We start from the raw sequence: 17,129 nt of genomic DNA, 5'->3' as shown, positions 1-17,129 counted from the left end.
CGCGTCCCGCGCGGGGGCGGCAAGCCCCCCGCGTGGGCCACGGGCGCCGCGCTGGGGCCGCGCGTGGCGCGGCACGAGCCCCGCCGGGCGGCCGGCAGCGCGGCCGGCCGCCGGCACGGGCCGACCGGTACCGCCCGTGTCTCTACGGGGCGTCGCGCCAGGGAGCCCGGCGCACCTGGCGCGCCAGCCGTCTGCCGCGCCAGCCCGACACCCGGTCCGCGTACACCACGCCCTCCAGGTGGTCGCACTCGTGCTGCAGGCATCTGGCAAAGAATCCCGTGCCGTGGACCCGCAGCCGCTCCCCCGTCATCGTGCGGCCCTCGACCACGGCGTGGTCGTGGCGCTCCGTCCCCGCCTCCAGCCCGGGCAGGGACAGACACCCCTCGGGGCCGCGCAGGACCAGGCCGTCGGCCTCGACCATGCGCGGGTTCACCACATGGCCCACATGACGGACGTCCTCGTCGTCGGGGCAGTCGTAGACGAACACCCGCAGCGCCTCGCCGACCTGGTTGGCCGCCAGGCCGACGCCCTGGGCCGCGTACATCGTCGCGAACATGTCCTCGACGAGACGCGCGAGTTGGGGACCGAAGTCGGTGACGTCCTCGCAACGGGCGTGCAGGACGGGGTCGCCGAGCAGGGTGAGGGGCCGGACGCGCCCGCGGGCGCCCGGGATGGAGCCGTGTCGCATGGCGGCAAGGGTACGGTCCTTTCTGACACGCGCATGCCGCGCGCGACGTGAAGCGGTGCCGGGATTCGGGAGTGCGAATGGATCTCGATAGGCTGACCGCCTACCACGTTGCCGTACGGCAGAGGCGCGGCGCGTACGCAAGGAGGATCGAGAACTGATGGCAGGCAACTCGGACCCGCTCACGCCGCGGGCCAAGATCGCCGTGACCGCGGGCAAGGCGGTCGCGGCGGCGTCGCGCGCCGCGGGGCGCGGCAGCGGTTCGGTGATCGGCGGCCGGGTGGCGCTCAAACTCGACCCCGACCTCCTCGCCAGGCTCGCCCAGAACCTGGACGTGGTCCTCGTCTCGGCGACCAACGGCAAGACCACCACCACCCGGCTGATCGCCGAGGCGCTGCGCGCCGCCGGCCCGGTCGTGTCCAACGCGCTCGGCGCCAACATGCCGGCCGGCATCACCTCGGCCCTCGCGGGCGGCTCCGAGGCCCGCTACGGCGTCATCGAGGTCGACGAGAAGTACCTCGCGGGCGTCGCCCGGGACACCGCGCCCAAGTGCATCGCGCTGCTCAACCTCTCCCGCGACCAGCTGGACCGCGCAGCCGAGACCCGGATGCTCGCGGAGAACTGGCGTGAGGGGCTCGCCGGCTCCAAGGCCGTCGTGGTCGCCAACGCCGACGACCCGCTGGTGGTCTGGGCGGCCTCCTCCTCCCCCAACGTCGTCTGGGTCGCCGCCGGTCAGATGTGGAAGGACGACGCCTGGTCGTGCCCGTCCTGCGGCGGCGTCATGCAGCGGCCCGGCGACGACTGGTTCTGCGGCGAGTGCGGCTTCCGCCGTCCGACGCCGAGCTGGGCGCTCTCCGGCGACCACGTCATCGACCCGCACGGGTCGGCGTGGCCGATCCACCTCCAGCTGCCGGGCCGCGCCAACAAGGCCAACGCCGCCTCGTCGGCCGCCGTGGCGGCCGTCTTCGGCGTGCCCCCGCAGGTGGCGCTGGAGCGGATGTACGCGGTGCAGGCCGTCGCCGGGCGCTACGACGTCGTCCAGTTCCAGGGCCGCGACCTTCGGCTGCTGCTGGCGAAGAACCCGGCCGGCTGGCTCGAGACGTTCAGCCTGATCGACCCGCCGCCGACCCCGGTCATCCTCTCGGTGAACGCGCGCGGCGCCGACGGAACCGACACCTCCTGGCTGTGGGACGTCGACTACACGCGGCTGACCGGCCACCCGATCTTCGTCGTCGGCGACCGGAAGCTGGACCTCGCGGTGCGTCTCGAGGTCGCGAACCAGCACTTCCAGGTCTGCGAGAACCTCGACCAGGCCGTGCAGCAGGCGCCGCCCGGCCGGATCGAGGTCATCGCGAACTACACCGCGTTCCAGGACCTGCGCCGCCGCGTCGGCAACTGACTTCGAAGGACGTTTCCATGAGCGACAACCAACTGCGGCTGGTGTGGATCTACCCGGACCTGCTGAGCACCTACGGGGACCAGGGCAACGCCCTCGTCGTCGAGCGCCGCGCGCGCCAGCGCGGCCTCGACGTGGCCCGGCTCGACGTGCGCAGCGACCAGCCGATCCCGACCTCCGGCGACATCTACCTCATCGGCGGCGGCGAGGACCGGCCGCAGCGGCTCGCGGCGGAGCGGCTGCGGCGCGACGCGCACCTGTACCAGGCGGTGAACAACGGCGCGATCGTGTTCGCGGTCTGCGCCGGCTACCAGATCCTCGGCCACGAGTTCGTGAACGACCTCGGCCAGCGCGAGCCGGGTCTCGGCCTGCTGGACGTGACGACGACGCGCGGCGAGGGCGAGCGGTGCGTCGGCGACGTCCTCGGGGACATCGACCCGCGCCTCGGCCTGCCCCCGCTGACCGGTTTCGAGAACCACCAGGGCGTCACCCACCTCGGACCGACCGCCCGCCCGCTCGCCCGCGTCACGCTCGGCAAGGGCAACGGCACGGGCGACGGCACCGAGGGCGCGTACAACGACACCGTGTTCGGCACGTACATGCACGGTCCGGTGCTCGCGCGCAACCCGCTGATCGCGGACCTGCTGCTGAAGCTGGCGCTCGACGTGAACGCGCTGCCGCCGATCGACGACCGCTGGTACGAGGCGCTGCGCAGCGAGCGCATCGCCGCCGCCCAGCAGCCCGCGTGACCCGACAGCCCGCGTGACCTGTGTGTTCACCTGATCTTCAGGGCGCCGTCAGCAGCCCGTCTGACGGCGCGTCCGCACAGGTGAGCAGGTGCGTCCAGCAGGCGGACGCATGCTTCGGCCCCGCCCCCTCCTGCCGCTAGGGTGGCGGGGATTCGAGCCGGACAGTGTGGTCCGGACCAGGCCCACGTGGAGAAGGTTGTTTCGGGCTATGCGCATTGGTGTCCTCACGTCCGGCGGCGACTGCCCCGGCCTGAACGCCGTCATCCGGTCCGTCGTGCACCGCGCCGTCGTGGACCACGGCGACGAGGTCATCGGCTTCCGGGACGGCTGGAAGGGCCTCCTGGAGTGCGACTACCTCAAGCTCGACCTCGACGCGGTGGGCGGCATCCTCGCCCGCGGCGGCACCATCCTCGGTTCCTCGCGGGTCCAGCCCTCCCATCTGCGGGACGGCGTGGAGCGGGCCAGGGGCCATGTCCAGGACCTCGGGCTCGACGCGATCATCCCGATCGGCGGTGAGGGCACCCTCAAGGCGGCCCGGCTGATGTCCGACAGCGGGCTGCCCGTCGTCGGCGTGCCGAAGACCATCGACAACGACATCGCCGTCACCGACGTCACGTTCGGCTTCGACACGGCCGTCGGCGTCGCGACCGAGGCGCTGGACCGGCTGAAGACCACCGCCGAGTCGCACCAGCGGGTCCTGGTGGTCGAGGTCATGGGACGGCACACCGGCTGGATAGCGCTGCACTCCGGCATGGCGGCGGGCGCGCACGCCATCGTCGTGCCGGAACGGCCCTTCGACGTCGAGGAGCTGGCCCGCCGGGTCGGCGAACGGTTCGAGGCGGGCAAGCGGTTCGCGATCGTGGTGGCCGCGGAGGGCGCCAAGCCGGCTCCCGGCGGCATGGCCTTCGACGAGGGCGGCAAGGACGTCTACGGGCACGAGCGGTTCGCCGGCATCGCCCGGCAGCTCTCCATCGAGCTGGAGGCCCGGCTCGGCAAGGAGGCCCGGCCGGTCATCCTCGGGCATGTGCAGCGCGGCGGCACGCCGACCGCCTACGACCGGGTGCTGGCCACGCGGTTCGGCTGGCACGCGGTGGAGGCCGTGCACCGCGGCGAGTTCGGCCACATGACGGCCCTGCGCGGCACGGACATCGTGATGGTGCCGCTGGCGGAGGCCGTGGAGACGCTGAAGACGGTCCCCGACGAGCGGTACGCCGAGGCGGAGACCGTCCTGTAGGAGGGCCACGACTCCAGCCGCCCCCGGTGACGAAGATCGCCGGGGGCGGTTCTACTCTTGGGGCGGCAGGAAACGTACAACCCCCCACGAATCAGGAGCCGGCGCAATGGACCACGGCGGTCACGGCATGACGATGGATCTGCCGCCGTTCACGCTGGGACGGGGCCTTCAGTGGTCGGCGGACCCGTTCTTCCTCGTCGCCTGTCTCCTGGGGCTCGGACTGTACGGGTGGGGCGTGCTGCGGCTGCGGCGGCGCGGGGACGCGTGGCCGGTCGGGCGGACGGTGTCGTTCGCCGTCGGCGTGCTGACCGTCATGCTCGTGATGTGCACCGGCCTGAACGACTACGGCATGGTCATGTTCAGCGTGCACATGGTGCAGCACATGGTGATCAGCATGCTGTCGCCGATCCTGCTGCTGCTCGGCGCCCCCATGACGCTCGCGCTGCGCGCGCTGCCGGCCGCCGAGCGGGGGCGCAAGGGACCGCGTGAGCTGCTGCTGATGCTGCTGCACAGCCGCTACATGCGCGTCATCACGCACCCCGCGTTCACGATCCCGCTGTTCATCGCGAGCCTCTACGCCCTCTACTTCACCCCGCTGTTCGACTTCCTGATGGGCTCGAAGACCGGGCACGTCACGATGATGGTGCACTTCCTCGCCGTCGGCGTGGTGTTCTTCTGGCCGATCATCGGCGTGGATCCGGGTCCGAACCGGCCGGGATATCTGATGCGGATGCTGGAGCTGTTCGCGGGCATGCCGTTCCACGCGTTCTTCGGCATCGCGCTGATGATGGCCTCGCAGCCGATGGTGAAGACGTTCGAGAACCCGCCGGCCTCCCTCGGCATCGACGCGCTCGCCGACCAGAACGCGGCCGGCGGCATCGCCTGGGCGTTCAGCGAGATCCCGTCCGTGCTGGTGCTGATCGCGCTGCTCTTCCAGTGGTACGGCTCCGAGCAGCGCCAGGCCCGGCGCAAGGACCGGGCCGCCGACCGCGACGGGGACCGGGAGCTGGAGGCCTACAACGCCTATCTTGCGTCACTCGACGCACGCGGGCGCTGATCCCGGGGCACCATGGAGGGGGACCCGCCCGGCGGAGGGCGGCCCTGAGGAGGGTGTCGCGATGGCCGGTACCACGGACAGTTCCACGAAGACCATGGGCGTGCTCACCGTCGGCGGCCTGGTCGCGGTGACCGCCTACACGGTGGCGCTCGGCAGCAACGGCTGGCTGTGGTTCGGCTGGGTGGTGCTCGGGCTGATCACCCTCGCCCTGGTAGTGATGCGGACCGGCTGATCATGCGGGGCCGAGCCGGGCCGCCGAGTGCACGCCCGGCTGGTACTTCGGCAGCCGGGCGGTGATCTTCATACCCGCCCCGAGGGCCGTCTCGATGACCAGGCCGTGGTCGTCGCCGTAGACCTGGCGCAGCCGGTCGTCCACGTTGGACAGGCCGATGCCGCCGGAGGGGCCGACCTCGCCGGCCAGGATGCGGCGCAGCGCCCCCGGGTCCATGCCGGCGCCGTCGTCCTCGATGACGACGAGGGCCTCGGCGCCTGCGTCCTGCGCGGTGATCTGGATGTGACAGGTGCCGGACTTGCCCTCCAGACCGTGCTTGACGGCGTTCTCCACCAGCGGCTGGAGGCAGAGGAACGGCAGCGCCACCGGGAGCACCTCGGGGGCGATCTGCAGGGTGACGGCGAGGCGGTCGCCGAAGCGGGCCCGCACCAGCGCCAGATAGTGGTCGATGGCGTGCAGCTCGTCGGCGAGGGTGGTGAAGTCGCCGTGTCGGCGGAACGAGTAGCGGGTGAAGTCGGCGAACTCCAGCAGCAGTTCGCGGGCCCGCTCGGGGTCGGTGCGGACGAACGAGGCGATCACGGCGAGGGAGTTGAAGATGAAGTGCGGGGAGATCTGGGCGCGCAGGGCCTTCTCCGCCTCGATCAGCCGGGTGCGCGACTGGTCGAGGTCGGCCAGCTCCAGCTGGACGCTCACCCAGCGGGCCACCTCGCCGGCCGCCCGGACCAGCACGGCGGACTCGCGGGGCGCGCAGGCGACGAGCGCGCCGTGCACCCGGTCGTCGACGGTGAGCGGGGCGACCACGGCCCAGCGGACGGGGCAGTCGGCGTGCTCGCAGGTCAGGCGGAAGGCCTCGCCGCGACCGCTGTCCAGCGGACCGGCCAGCCGTTCCATGATCTCGGCGCGATGGTGGGATCCCACGCCGTCCCAGACCAGCACCTGTTCCTCGTCGGTCAGGCACAGGGCGTCCGTGCCGAGCAGGGTGCGCAGCCTGCGGGCCGACCTGCGGGCGGTCTCCTCGGTCAGTCCCGCCCTCAGCGGGGGCGCGGCGAGGGACGCGGTGTGCAGGGTCTGGAAGGTGGCGTGCTCGACGGGGGTGCCGAGGCCCCCGAGGCGCTCCGGCCGCCGGTCCGCCGCCCGAGCCAGAAGCCGGCGGCGAGGAACGGCAGGATGGCGATGCAGACGCCCGCCAGGAAGCCGCTCACGGCTTCGCCTCCGACGCCGGCGCGGTGCGCAGTTCCTCCGGCAGGTGGAAGCGGGCCAGGATGGCGGAGGCGCCGGACGGGACGCGGTTCGGGGTGGCCAGGGACACCAGGATCATGGTGAGGAAGCCGAGCGGCACGGACCACAGGGCGGGCCAGGCGAGCAGGGCGTGCGCCGGGCCCGCGCCGGGGAGTCCGGCCATCGTCGCGGCGACCGCGACGAACGCCGATCCGCCGCCGACCAGCATTCCGGCGGCCGCGCCGGGCGGCGTCAGCCGGCGCCACCAGATGCCGAGCACCAGCAGCGGGCAGAACGAGGACGCCGACACCGCGAAGGCCAGTCCCACGGCGTCGGCCACCGGCAGTCCGCCCACCAGCAGACTGGCGGCCAGCGGGACGGCCATGGCGAGTCCGGTGCCGAGCCGGAAGTGCCGGACGCCGCGGGTCGGCAGGACGTCCTGGGCGAGCACTCCGGCCACCGCCATCGTCAGTCCGGACGCGGTGGACAGGAACGCGGCGAAGGCGCCGCCGGCGACCAGCGCGCCCAGCAGCTCGCCGCCGAGGCCGCCGATCACCCGGTCCGGCAGCAGCAGGACGGCCGCGTCCGCGTCGCCGGTGAGGGCGAGTTCGGGCGTGTAGAGGCGGCCGAGGGCGCCGTAGACGGGCGGCAGGAGGTAGAACGCGCCGATCAGGGCGAGGACGGCGACCGTGGTGCGGCGGGCGGCGACGCCGTGCGGGCTGGTGTAGAAGCGCACGACGACGTGCGGCAGGCCCATGGTGCCGAGGAAGGTGGCGAGGATCAGCCCGTAGGTGGCGTACAGCGGCCGCTCCTCACGGCTGGTGGCGAGCGAGGTGGACATGCCGCCGCTGCTGCCGCGTTCGGCGGCGGGGACCGTGGCGCCTTCGGCGAAGGTGAGGCGGGCGCCCCGCTCGATGCGGTGGGTGCCGGCGGGCAGCCGGAGCAGCGCGTCCTCGTGCGGGCGGCCGTCGACCGTGCCGTCCACGGTCACGGTCAGGGGGCGGTCCAGCTTCAGGTCCAGGGTGTCGCCGACCCGGACCACCCGCTGGTCGCGGAAGGCCGCGGGCTCCTCGAAGACGTCGTGCGGCGCGCCGTCGCTCTGCCAGGCGAGGACCAGGAAGAGGACGGGGACGAGGAGGGCGGTGAGTTTGAGCCAGTACTGGAAGGCCTGCACGAAGGTGATGCTGCGCATGCCTCCCGCGGCGACGGTGGCCGTGACGACCAGTGCGACGATCAGCCCGCCGAGGGAGTCGGGAGCGCCGGTGAGCACCGTCAGCGTCAGTCCCGCGCCTTGGAGCTGGGGCAGCAGGTAGAGCCAGCCCACGCCGACGACGAAAGCGCCCGCGAGCCGTCTCACGGCCTGTGAGGCGAGCCGCGCCTCGGCGAAGTCGGGGAGGGTGTAGGCGCCGGAGCGGCGCAGCGGGGCGGCGACGAAGATCAGCAGGACCAGATAGCCGGCGGTGTAGCCGACCGGGTACCAGAGCATGTCCGGGCCCTGGACGAGGACGAGGCCCGCGATGCCGAGGAAGGAGGCGGCGGAGAGGTACTCGCCGCTGATGGCGGCCGCGTTGAGGCGGGGGCCGACGGTGCGGGAGGCGACGTAGAAGTCGGAGGTGGTGCGGGAGATGCGCAGGCCGAAGGCGCCGACGAGGACGGTCGCGACGACGACCAGGGCGACGGCGGGCACGGCGAAGGTCGAGGTCATCGTCGCTTGGCCCTCACCGGTCCTCGACCAGCCGGACGAAGTCCCGTTCGTTGCGCTCGGCGCGGCGCACGTACCAGCGGGCGAGCAGGACGAGCGGGGCGTACAGGCCGAAGCCGAGGACCGCCCATTCGAGGCGATGGGCGTCGGGCATCGCCGCGAAGAGCAGCGGCAGCGGGCCCACGAGGAGCGCGAGGACGGCGAACACCGTGAGTGCGGCGCGCAGTTGGGACCGCATCAGGGAACGGACGTAGGTGTCGCCCAGGGTGGTCTGCTCGTCGATCTCGGTGCGCGGGCGGTAGTAGCCGGAGGCGTGCGGGTAGCGTCCGCGCGAGCGGAGCCGGGCGTGGGGCACGGCGCGGCGGCCGGGGCGGGTGACGACGACACGTCGTTCGACGGGGTCCTGATGGGGCACGGTCAGGGCCTCCTCATCAGCAGGTCCCGCAGTTCGCGGGCGTGACGGCGGCTGACCTGGAGTTCCTCGCCGCCGACGAGGACGCTCACCGTGCCCGCGTCGAGCCGGAGTTCGCCTATGTGGCGCAGGGCGACGAGATGGCGGCGGTGGATGCGCACGAAGCCGCGGGCGCCCCAGCGATCCTCCAGGGTGGACAGCGGGATGCGCACGAGATGGCTGCCGCGTTCGGTGTGCAGCCGGGCGTAGTCGCCCTGCGCCTCGACGTGGGTGATGTCGTCGACGGCGACGAAGCGGGTCACGCCGCCGAGTTCGACGGGTATGTGGTCGGGGTCGGGTTCGTGGACCGGGATGCGGGGCGCGGCGCCGCGCAGTTCGGCGGCGCGACGGACGGCTTCCGCGAGGCGTTCCTTGCGGACCGGTTTGAGGACGTAGTCGACGGCCTTGAGGTCGAAGGCCTGGACGGCGAAGTCCTCGTGGGCGGTGACGAAGACGACCAGCGGGGGCCGGGCGAAGCCGGTGAGCAGACGCGCCAGGTCGAGGCCGTCGAGGCCGGGCATCTGGATGTCGAGGAAGACGACGTCGACGGCCTCGGGTCCGTCGGGTCCGGACTCCAGGGCACGGTTGATGCGGCGCAGCGCCTCGGTCGCGTCGCCGGCGCCCTCCACGCTGCCGATGCGGGGGTCCGCGGAGAGCAGGAAGAGCAGCTCCTCGAGCGAGGGGCGTTCGTCGTCGACGGCGAGGGCGCGCAGCATGAAGGTGGAGTGTAGGGGTGATCGGCGCGGCGGGACATGTACGGGGAGCGGACGTTCGTGCTGGATACAGTGCGGACATGAACGACGGCGGCGCCCTTTTCGACGATCTCGACCGGAAGATCATCACCGCGTTGATGGCGAACGCCAGGACGAGCTTCGCCGAGATCGGCACGGCCGTCGGGCTGTCCTCGACGGCCGTCAAGCGCCGGGTGGACCGGTTGCGGGAGACCGGAGTGATCACGGGGTTCACGGCCACGGTGCAGCCGGCGGCGCTGGGCTGGAGCACGGAGGCCTATGTCGAGGTGTACTGCGAGGGCGCCGCGCCGCCGCGGCGGCTGGCGGAGGTGGTGCGCAACCATCCGGAGATCACCGCGGCGATGACGGTGACGGGCGGTGCGGACGCGCTGCTGCATGTGCGGGCGCGGGACGTGGAGCACTTCGAGGAGGTGCTGGAGCGGATCCGGGTCGAGCCGTTCATCCGGAAGACGATCAGCGTGATGGTGCTGTCGCATCTGCTGCCGGAGAGCCCGGAGGCGGGCGCGACGCAGCCCGCTCCCGAATAAACCTGCGAACAAACCTGCGGCTGCGCAGGAAACCTGCGTCAGCAGGGCGAATCACGCAGCGTTCGTGCGCGGACACGCAATGCTCGTTGCTTGTCGGGCATCCCCGTCGGTTCCTACCGTGGTGTCAACCCTCAGTCGACACCGCAGGAAAACGGAGGAACCCCTCTGTGTCCGAAAGCCGTGTGCGGCGCCCCCGGCGCTTCCTCGTCTGCGAACCCAGACACTTCGCGGTGCAGTACGCGATCAATCCCTGGATGCATCCCGACACCCCCGTCGACGTCGATCTCGCCCAGGCGCAGTGGCAGGGGCTGATCAGCGCCTACCGCAGCCACGGCCACACCGTGGAGGCCGTGGAGCCGGCCCCCGGCCTCCCGGACATGGTCTTCGCCGCGAACTCGGCGGTCGTCGTCGCCGGCCGCGTCTTCGGCTCCCTGTTCCACGCGCCCGAGCGGCGTCCCGAGTCCGTCCACTACGACACCTGGTTCAAGGCGGCGGGCTACGAGGTCCACCGTCCGGAGTCCGTCTGCGAGGGCGAGGGCGACCTGGTGTGGACGGGCCGGTACGTGCTGGCCGGCACCGGGTTCCGCACGACCCGTGAGGCGCACCGCGAGGTGCAGGAGTTCTTCGGCCACCCGGTCATCAGCCTGACCCTGGTGGATCCGCACTTCTACCACCTGGACACGGCGCTGTTCGTCCTCGACGACGACAACGTCGCGTACTACCCGGAGGCCTTCTCGCAGGGCAGCCGGGAGGTGCTCGCGCGGCTGTACCCGGACGCGGTGCTCGCCACCCGCGACGACGCCATGGCGTTCGGGCTGAACTCGGTGTCCGACGGCCGCCATGTGTTCATCGCGCCCCGGGCCGAGGCTCTCGCCGCCCGGCTCGGCGAGCGCGGCTATGTCCCCGTCCCCGTCGACCTCTCGGAGTTCCAGAAGGCCGGCGGCGGCATCAAGTGCTGCACTCAGGAGATTCGTTCATGACCGCACCCGTCGTCCCGACGCGCTCCTCCGCCGATCTGATCCGCGCCGAGGAGCCGGTCCTCGCGCACAACTACCACCCGCTGCCCGTGGTCGTCGCGAGCGCCGAGGGCGCGTGGGTGCAGGACGTCGAGGGCCGCCGCTACCTCGACATGCTGGCCGGTTACTCGGCGCTCAACTTCGGCCATCGGCACCCCGCCCTGATCGAGGCGGCCCACCGACAGCTGGACCGTCTCACGCTCACCTCCCGCGCCTTCCACAACGACCGCCTCGCCGGGTTCGCCGAGCGGCTCGCGGAGCTGACCGGTCTGGACATGGTCCTGCCGATGAACACGGGCGCGGAGGCGGTCGAGAGCGGCGTCAAGGTGGCCCGCAAGTGGGCGTACGACGTGAAGGGCGTCCCCGCCGACCGGGCGACGATCGTGGTGGCCGCCGACAACTTCCACGGCCGCACCACGACGATCGTGAGCTTCTCGACGGACGAGACGGCCCGGGCGGGCTTCGGCCCGTTCACGCCGGGTTTCCGGATCGTCCCGTACAACGACCTGGCCGCGCTGGAGGCGGCGGTCGACGAGACGACGGCGGCGGTGCTGATCGAGCCGATCCAGGGCGAGGCCGGCGTCGTCGTCCCCGACGACGGCTATCTGGCGGGAGTGCGGGAGCTGACCCGCCGGACGAACTGCCTGTTCGTCGCGGACGAGATCCAGTCCGGGCTCGGGCGGACCGGGCGGACGCTGGCCGTGGAGCACGAGGGGGTCGTGCCCGACGTGGTGCTCCTCGGCAAGGCGCTGGGCGGCGGCATCGTGCCGGTGTCGGCGGTGGTGGCCCGGCGGGAGGTGCTGTCGGTGCTGCGGCCCGGCGAGCACGGGTCGACGTTCGGCGGCAATCCGCTGGCCGCCGCGGTCGGCACGGCGGTGGTGGAGCTGCTGGAGACGGGCGACTTCCAGCGCCGGGCGGCCGAGCTGGGCGTCGGCTTGCGCGAGGGGCTGACCTCGCTGGTCGGCAAGGGCGTCGTCGGCTTCCGCTCACGCGGGCTGTGGGCGGGGGTCGACGTGGACCCGGCCCTCGGCACCGGCCGCCAGGTGAGCGAGCGCCTCATGCGGGAGGGCGTCCTGGTCAAGGACACCCATGGCTCGACCATCCGGCTGGCGCCGCCGCTGACCATCACGGGCGAGGAACTGGCCGGGGCGCTGGGCGCGTTGGAGCGGGTGCTGACGCGGGGCGCCTGACGGGTCCGCCGTCCCCCCGGGGCCGGTGCGGGCGGGTCCCGCGTCGCCCCGGGTGGCCCGGCCGCACTTGTGCAGGCAGGGTGAAGATTGGGTCGGGAGGTGGTAGACCACTCTCAGCGACAGAGAGGCCGGCCGTGGGCACTGAGGACGAGGACGACACTGCCCGCCGACGGTTCGACGTGGCGGACACCGCGCCCCTGCTGCTCGACGAGCGGGGCGTGGTGACGAGCTGGACCAGGGACGCCGAACGGCTGCTGGGGTATCCGGCGGCCGAGGCCGTGGGCAACGACCTGGCCGCACTGCTCACCCGCGCCGACGCCGGACGGGTGGCGGACGTCCTCGCGCGGTGCCGCGTGGACGGCGGCTGGGCGGGGCTGCTGTCGGCCCGCCGCCGGGACGGCCGGCCGGTGCCGGTCATGGTGCGCCTGACCTCGGCCCACGAGCCGGGCGGTCCCCCGCGCTGGCTGGCGCTGCTCAACGAGATGTCCGACGCCCCGGGCTGGAACATGAGCCGCTCGGTGCTGGAGCAGATGGTCGGGGACTCCCCGATCGGCATAGCGATCGTCAACACCGATCTGCGTTTCGTGTGGTCGAACGCGGCCCTGGCGCGATTCGGCGGCGGGCCTCCCGAGCGTCGGCTGGGGCTGCGGCTGGCGGATGTGCAGCCGGGCCTGGACTCCGCGTCGATGGAGGCGCAGATGCGCCGGGTGCTGGAGTCCGGGGAGCCCGTCATCGGCTACGAGCTGGTGGGCAGGGTGCAGGCGGCTCCTCACCGGGAGACGGCGCACATGCTGTCCTTCACCCGGCTGGAGGACGAGCGGGGCGGCCCGATGGGCGTCTACTACACGGTCGTGGACATGACCGAGCGGCACCGCGCCCGGCAGCGGCTCGCCCTGCTCGACCGGGCCGGCCGCCGCATCGGCCGCAGCCTCGACATCACCCGGACGGCCCAGGAACTGGCGGATGTGGCGGTGCCGGACTTCGCCGACGTCGTCACCGTGGACCTGCTCGAGCCGGTGCTGCGGGGCGCGGAGCCCGCGCCGACCCTTTCGATGGGCCCGGACGATTCCGTGACGCTGCGCAGGGCGGGGCGGCGGCGGGCCGGGGACGCCGAGACGACCGTCGGCGCCGACGGTCCGGGCGGTCCCGGCGGGGCGGCCGCGGTCGTCTTCGCGGCGGGTTCGCCGCCGGCGCGCGCCCTGGCCGACGGACGGCCCTGGCGGGCGAACCGGCTCGAGCCCGCCGGCGCGCGCGGAGCGGGGGACCCGGGCGGCCCCGGGGCCGGGGAATGGGCCGCCGTGCTGCCCGCCGGGTCCGGCACGCCCAGCGCCCTGATCGTGCCGGTGCGGGCGCGGGGCACCGTCCTCGGCGTCACCACGTTCCTGCGGAGCGACTGGCGCGAACCCTTCGACGAGGACGACCTGGCGCTCGCCGAGGACCTCGTCTCGCGGGCCGCCGTCTGCGTGGACAACGCCCGGCGCTACACCCGCGAACGGGACGCGGCCCTGGCCCTCCAGCGCAACCTGCTCCCCCGCCGGCTGCCCGAGCAGGACGCCGTCGAGGTGGCCGCCTGCTACCGGCCGGCCGACGAGCTGACCGGCCTCGGCGGTGACTGGTACGACCTGATCCCGCTGTCTGGGGCCCGGGTGGCGCTCGTCGTCGGCGAGGTGCCCGGGCACGGCATCGACGCCGCCGCGGCCATGGGACGGGTGCGGACCGCGGTGCGCACCCTGGCGGCGCTGGACCTGCCGCCCGCGGAGATCCTCGCCCACCTCGACGACCTGGTCACCCGCATGGACGAGGAGGAGGACGACACCGGGGACGAGGAGCCCGCCGCGCGGGACGCCGGGTCCGGGGCCGACGGCAGGCACGCGGCGGGCTCGGCGTGCGTGTATGTCGTCTACGACCCGGTCGACGGGCAGTGCGTGATGGCCGCCGCCGGGCATCCCGCGCCGGCCGTCGTGCTGCCCGACGGGACCGTCGAGTTCGTCGGTCTGCCCCAGGGACCCGCGCTCGGCGTGGGCGGGCCGCCCTTCGAGTCGGCCGAGCTGCTCCTGCCGGAGGGCAGCACGCTCGCCCTGCACACCGACGGTCTGCTGGCCGACGACGGCCGGGGGACGCCGGACGCCGACCGGGAGCGGCTGCGACGGGCCCTGGAAGGTCCGGCCGACGCCCTCGATCTGCACTGCCGGACGGTGATCGACGCCCTCGTCCCGGCCCGGCCGTACGACGACGTGGCCCTGCTGATGGCCCGCACCCGCCGGCTGCCGGCCGGTCAGGTGGCCGACTGGGAGCTGCCCGCGGACCCGGCTGCCGTCGCCGAGGCCCGCAAGACCGCGAGCCGCCGACTGGCGGAGTGGGGGCTCCCGGAGCTGTCGTTCACCACCGAGCTGGTCGTCAGCGAGCTCGTCACCAACGCCATCCGGTACGCCACGGGGCCGATCCGGCTCCGGCTGATCCGCGGGCGGACCCTGTTCTGCGGGGTCTTCGACGGCGGCGCCACCGCACCTCATCTGCGCCATCCGAGGGCCACCGACGAGGGGGGCCGGGGGCTGCTGCTGGTCTCCCAGGTCACCCAGCGGTGGGGCACCCGCTTCCTCCCCGAGGGAAAGGTCATCTGGGCGGAGCAGTCGCTCACGGACCCCGACGTGTGATCGATGGGACATATTCGTCGTATCACATGAGAAAATGGCGCAATACCGGCAGATGGGGCGCAGGCCATGAACGACACGGCGATCGACTACGCGGCGGTGTTCCAGGCTCTGCCGGGCATGGTGGCGCTGCTCACGCCCGGCCTGGTGTACGCGGACGCCAACGAGGAGTTCCTGCGGGTGGCCGGACGCAGACGCGAGCAGGTGATCGGCCGGCACCTCTTCGACGTCTTCCCCGACAACCCCGAGGACCCGAGCGCCAACGGCATGCGCAACCTGGAGGCGTCGCTGCTCCGGGTGCTGGCCACCGGCGAGCGGGACACCATGGCCCTGCAGCGCTACGACGTCGAGTCGGCCGATCAGCCCGGCGAGTGGGAGGAGCGTTACTGGAGCCCGGTCAACGCCCCGGTGCACGGCCCGGACGGGTCGGTGGCGCTGCTGGTGCACCGCGTCGAGGAGGTCACCGAGCTGATCCGGGCCCGCGATGGGCGCGGGTCGGCAGCCGACGACGGGCGGGTCGGCAGCCGGGGCCGGGTGCTGGAGGCCGAGCTGTACACGCGCGCCCGTGAGCTGCAGGAGCTGAACGAGCGGCTGCGGCTGGCCCACGCCCGTGAGCGCGAGGTGGCCCTCGCGCTCCAGGAGGCGATGCTGCCCCCCGGCCGACAGGTGGGGCACCACCGGGCCGCGGTGCGCTACCGGCCGGCGGTCGGCGCGCTCAACGTGTGCGGGGACTGGTACGACCTGGTCGACCTGGTCGGCGGCAACCGCATCGGGGTGTCGGTCGGCGACGTCGTCGGACACGGCCTGGAGGCCGCCGGGGTGATGGGCCAGCTGCGCAGCGCCCTCAGCGCGACCTCCCGGGTGGCCCGGGGACCGGGCGAGGCGCTGAACGTCCTCGGGCGGTACGCGCACGTCGTGGACGGCGCCGAGTCGGCCACCGCGGTCACCGCGTTCATCGACCTCGACCGTCACACCATCACCTACAGCAGCGCCGGACACCCGCCGCCCGTCCTCGTGCACGCCGACGGGCGGGTGGAGTTCCTGGACCGGGCGACCGATCCCCCGCTCGACGCCCGGCCCGACCCCGCCCCGCGGTCCGAGGCGCACACCGCCTACAGCGACGGCGCCACCCTCGCCCTGTACACGGACGGTCTGATCGAGCGGCGACGGGAGGACATCTACACGGGTCTGAACCGTCTGGCGGAGTCACTGGCCCGGCATCGGGACGCCGACCCGGAGAGCCTCGCCGACGCGGTGCTGTGGGAGCTCCTGCCGTCGGGCGGCGCGACCGACGACACGGCCCTGGTCGTCGTACGGCTGTGACGGGCGAGGGGGCGCGGGGGCTGAAACGGAACGGTTCCGGCGGTTGCCGCCTGCCCCTACACTGGCACCCCACACCATGCCGGTTGACCTGCTGGAACACGGCCTCGAGCCGATCCGCCGGACACGAGGAGCGACACCCTTTGTTCTACTACCTCCTGAAATACGTGGTGTTGGGGCCGCTGCTGAGACTGCTCTTCCGCCCCCGAATAGAGGGTCTGGAGCATGTGCCGGACTCGGGAGCTGCCATCATCGCGGGCAATCACCTGTCGTTCTCGGACCACTTCCTGATGCCCGCGATCCTCAAGCGGCGCATCACGTTCCTCGCGAAGGCCGAGTACTTCACAGGCCCCGGCCTCAAGGGCCGGCTCACCGCGGCCTTCTTCCGCAGCGCGGGTCAGATCCCGGTGGACCGCTCCGGCAAGGAGGCCGGCCAGGCCGCGATCCGCGAGGGCCTGGGGGTCCTGAGCAAGGACGAGTTGCTCGGCATCTACCCGGAGGGCACCCGCTCGCACGACGGCCGGCTCTACAAGGGCAAGGTGGGCGTCGCCGTGATGGCCCTGCGGGCGCAGGCGCCGGTCATCCCCTGCGCGATGATCGGCACCTTCGAGGCGCAGCCGCCGGGCAAGGTCGTCCCGACCCTGCACCCGGTCGTGATCCGTTTCGGCAAGCCCCTCGACTTCTCCCGCTACCTCGGCATGGAGCACGAGAAGGCCGTGCTGCGCGCGATCACCGACGAGATCATGTACGCCATCCTCTCGCTGTCCGAGCAGGAGTACGTCGACCAGTACGCGGCCGTCGCCAAGGCCGAGGAGGCCGCCGCGAAGGCGGAGGCGGAGAAGTCCGGGAAGGGACGCAGGTTCCCGCGTCTGCCGTCGAAGTGACGCGGCGGCAGCCCGACCGGGTCGTCGGGTGCGGGACAGCTGAGGGGCGGCCGGATCCATCCGGC

General features: G+C 72.9%; 15 protein-coding genes and 1 pseudogene. 11 read left to right on the top strand and 5 right to left on the bottom strand.

Annotation, left to right across the window (positions count from 1 at the left end):
- Positions 1 to 142: 142 nt before the first annotated feature.
- Entirely contained in the window at positions 143 to 688 is a 546-nt protein-coding gene (gene def, locus ABT300_RS31595; RefSeq protein ID WP_351682921.1) for a peptide deformylase, read from the bottom strand.
- A gap of 157 nt (positions 689 to 845) precedes the next feature.
- Here def and ABT300_RS31590 point away from each other — a divergent pair, with 157 nt between their 5' ends.
- The 5 genes from ABT300_RS31590 to ABT300_RS31570 all read left to right on the top strand — a co-directional run bounded on the left by ABT300_RS31590 (position 846) and on the right by ABT300_RS31570 (position 5,353).
- Positions 846 to 2,084, top strand: coding sequence for a MurT ligase domain-containing protein (locus tag ABT300_RS31590; protein ID WP_057580793.1), 1,239 nt, complete (start codon positions 846 to 848; stop codon positions 2,082 to 2,084).
- A gap of 17 nt (positions 2,085 to 2,101) precedes the next feature.
- A complete protein-coding gene (locus ABT300_RS31585; RefSeq protein WP_351682918.1) occupies positions 2,102 to 2,830 on the top strand; it encodes a type 1 glutamine amidotransferase in 729 nt (242 codons plus the stop codon).
- A 208-nt stretch (positions 2,831 to 3,038) separates the two neighbouring features.
- Positions 3,039 to 4,064 (top strand): 6-phosphofructokinase, encoded by a 1,026-nt coding sequence (locus ABT300_RS31580; RefSeq protein ID WP_351682915.1) that lies wholly within the window; start codon positions 3,039 to 3,041, stop codon positions 4,062 to 4,064.
- A gap of 106 nt (positions 4,065 to 4,170) precedes the next feature.
- Positions 4,171 to 5,121 carry a cytochrome c oxidase assembly protein gene (locus ABT300_RS31575; RefSeq protein WP_351682913.1) on the top strand — a complete coding sequence of 317 codons (951 nt, stop codon included), beginning with the start codon at positions 4,171 to 4,173 and terminating at the stop codon, positions 5,119 to 5,121.
- A gap of 61 nt (positions 5,122 to 5,182) precedes the next feature.
- Entirely contained in the window at positions 5,183 to 5,353 is a 171-nt protein-coding gene (locus ABT300_RS31570) for a hypothetical protein (RefSeq protein ID WP_351682910.1), read from the top strand.
- Here ABT300_RS31570 and ABT300_RS31565 read toward each other — a convergent pair.
- From ABT300_RS31565 to ABT300_RS31550, 4 genes and pseudogenes are all read right to left on the bottom strand, one after another.
- Positions 5,354 to 6,555, bottom strand: a pseudogene (locus ABT300_RS31565) (sensor histidine kinase).
- Positions 6,552 to 8,276 carry a sodium/solute symporter gene (locus ABT300_RS31560; RefSeq protein ID WP_351682907.1) on the bottom strand — a complete coding sequence of 575 codons (1,725 nt, stop codon included), beginning with the start codon at positions 8,274 to 8,276 and terminating at the stop codon, positions 6,552 to 6,554. Before ABT300_RS31560 ends, ABT300_RS31565 begins: the two are co-directional and overlap by 4 nt.
- A gap of 13 nt (positions 8,277 to 8,289) precedes the next feature.
- On the bottom strand, positions 8,290 to 8,688 hold the full coding sequence (locus ABT300_RS31555) for a hypothetical protein (RefSeq protein ID WP_351682904.1): 399 nt from the start codon (positions 8,686 to 8,688) through the stop codon (positions 8,290 to 8,292).
- A 2-nt stretch (positions 8,689 to 8,690) separates the two neighbouring features.
- Positions 8,691 to 9,440, bottom strand: a complete 750-nt coding sequence (locus ABT300_RS31550; RefSeq protein WP_351682902.1) for a LytR/AlgR family response regulator transcription factor — start codon at positions 9,438 to 9,440, stop codon at positions 8,691 to 8,693.
- 77 nt (positions 9,441 to 9,517) lie between these two features.
- On the opposite strand from ABT300_RS31550, the gene ABT300_RS31545 reads away from it, so the two are divergent.
- The 6 genes from ABT300_RS31545 to ABT300_RS31520 all read left to right on the top strand — a co-directional run bounded on the left by ABT300_RS31545 (position 9,518) and on the right by ABT300_RS31520 (position 17,064).
- Positions 9,518 to 10,003, top strand: coding sequence for an Lrp/AsnC family transcriptional regulator (locus ABT300_RS31545; protein WP_351682899.1), 486 nt, complete (start codon positions 9,518 to 9,520; stop codon positions 10,001 to 10,003).
- Positions 10,004 to 10,170: 167 nt separating this feature from the next.
- On the top strand, positions 10,171 to 10,983 hold the full coding sequence (gene ddaH, locus ABT300_RS31540) for a dimethylargininase (protein ID WP_351682897.1): 813 nt from the start codon (positions 10,171 to 10,173) through the stop codon (positions 10,981 to 10,983).
- A complete protein-coding gene (rocD, locus tag ABT300_RS31535) occupies positions 10,980 to 12,209 on the top strand; it encodes an ornithine--oxo-acid transaminase (RefSeq protein ID WP_351682894.1) in 1,230 nt (409 codons plus the stop codon). The genes ddaH and rocD overlap by 4 nt, the downstream gene beginning before the upstream one ends.
- 134 nt (positions 12,210 to 12,343) lie before the next feature.
- Entirely contained in the window at positions 12,344 to 14,863 is a 2,520-nt protein-coding gene (locus ABT300_RS31530; RefSeq protein ID WP_351682891.1) for a SpoIIE family protein phosphatase, read from the top strand.
- 66 nt (positions 14,864 to 14,929) lie between these two features.
- Entirely contained in the window at positions 14,930 to 16,183 is a 1,254-nt protein-coding gene (locus ABT300_RS31525; RefSeq protein ID WP_351682888.1) for a PP2C family protein-serine/threonine phosphatase, read from the top strand.
- Positions 16,184 to 16,323: 140 nt separating this feature from the next.
- Entirely contained in the window at positions 16,324 to 17,064 is a 741-nt protein-coding gene (locus tag ABT300_RS31520) for a lysophospholipid acyltransferase family protein (RefSeq protein ID WP_319189164.1), read from the top strand.
- Positions 17,065 to 17,129 lie beyond the last annotated feature (65 nt).

The organism is Streptomyces sp. NPDC001027, from assembly GCF_040299045.1.
Lineage (GTDB): Bacteria > Actinomycetota > Actinomycetes > Streptomycetales > Streptomycetaceae > Streptomyces.
The sequence above is the reverse complement of the archived record's forward strand: the minus strand, read 5'-3'. Positions and strand labels throughout refer to the sequence as shown.

What these genes read in the sequence shown, in the direction of transcription:
- def (WP_351682921.1), bottom strand. Translation starts at nt 688, where the DNA reads ATGCGACACGGCTCCATCCCGGGCGCCCGCGGGCGCGTCCGGCCCCTC.
- ABT300_RS31585 (WP_351682918.1), top strand. Translation starts at nt 2,102, where the DNA reads ATGAGCGACAACCAACTGCGGCTGGTGTGGATCTACCCGGACCTGCTG.
- ABT300_RS31525 (WP_351682888.1), top strand. Translation starts at nt 14,930, where the DNA reads ATGAACGACACGGCGATCGACTACGCGGCGGTGTTCCAGGCTCTGCCG.
- rocD (WP_351682894.1), top strand. Translation starts at nt 10,980, where the DNA reads ATGACCGCACCCGTCGTCCCGACGCGCTCCTCCGCCGATCTGATCCGC.
- ABT300_RS31545 (WP_351682899.1), top strand. Translation starts at nt 9,518, where the DNA reads ATGAACGACGGCGGCGCCCTTTTCGACGATCTCGACCGGAAGATCATC.
- ABT300_RS31570 (WP_351682910.1), top strand. Translation starts at nt 5,183, where the DNA reads ATGGCCGGTACCACGGACAGTTCCACGAAGACCATGGGCGTGCTCACC.
- ABT300_RS31550 (WP_351682902.1), bottom strand. Translation starts at nt 9,440, where the DNA reads ATGCTGCGCGCCCTCGCCGTCGACGACGAACGCCCCTCGCTCGAGGAG.
- ABT300_RS31560 (WP_351682907.1), bottom strand. Translation starts at nt 8,276, where the DNA reads ATGACCTCGACCTTCGCCGTGCCCGCCGTCGCCCTGGTCGTCGTCGCG.
- ABT300_RS31590 (WP_057580793.1), top strand. Translation starts at nt 846, where the DNA reads ATGGCAGGCAACTCGGACCCGCTCACGCCGCGGGCCAAGATCGCCGTG.
- ABT300_RS31575 (WP_351682913.1), top strand. Translation starts at nt 4,171, where the DNA reads ATGGACCACGGCGGTCACGGCATGACGATGGATCTGCCGCCGTTCACG.
- ABT300_RS31580 (WP_351682915.1), top strand. Translation starts at nt 3,039, where the DNA reads ATGCGCATTGGTGTCCTCACGTCCGGCGGCGACTGCCCCGGCCTGAAC.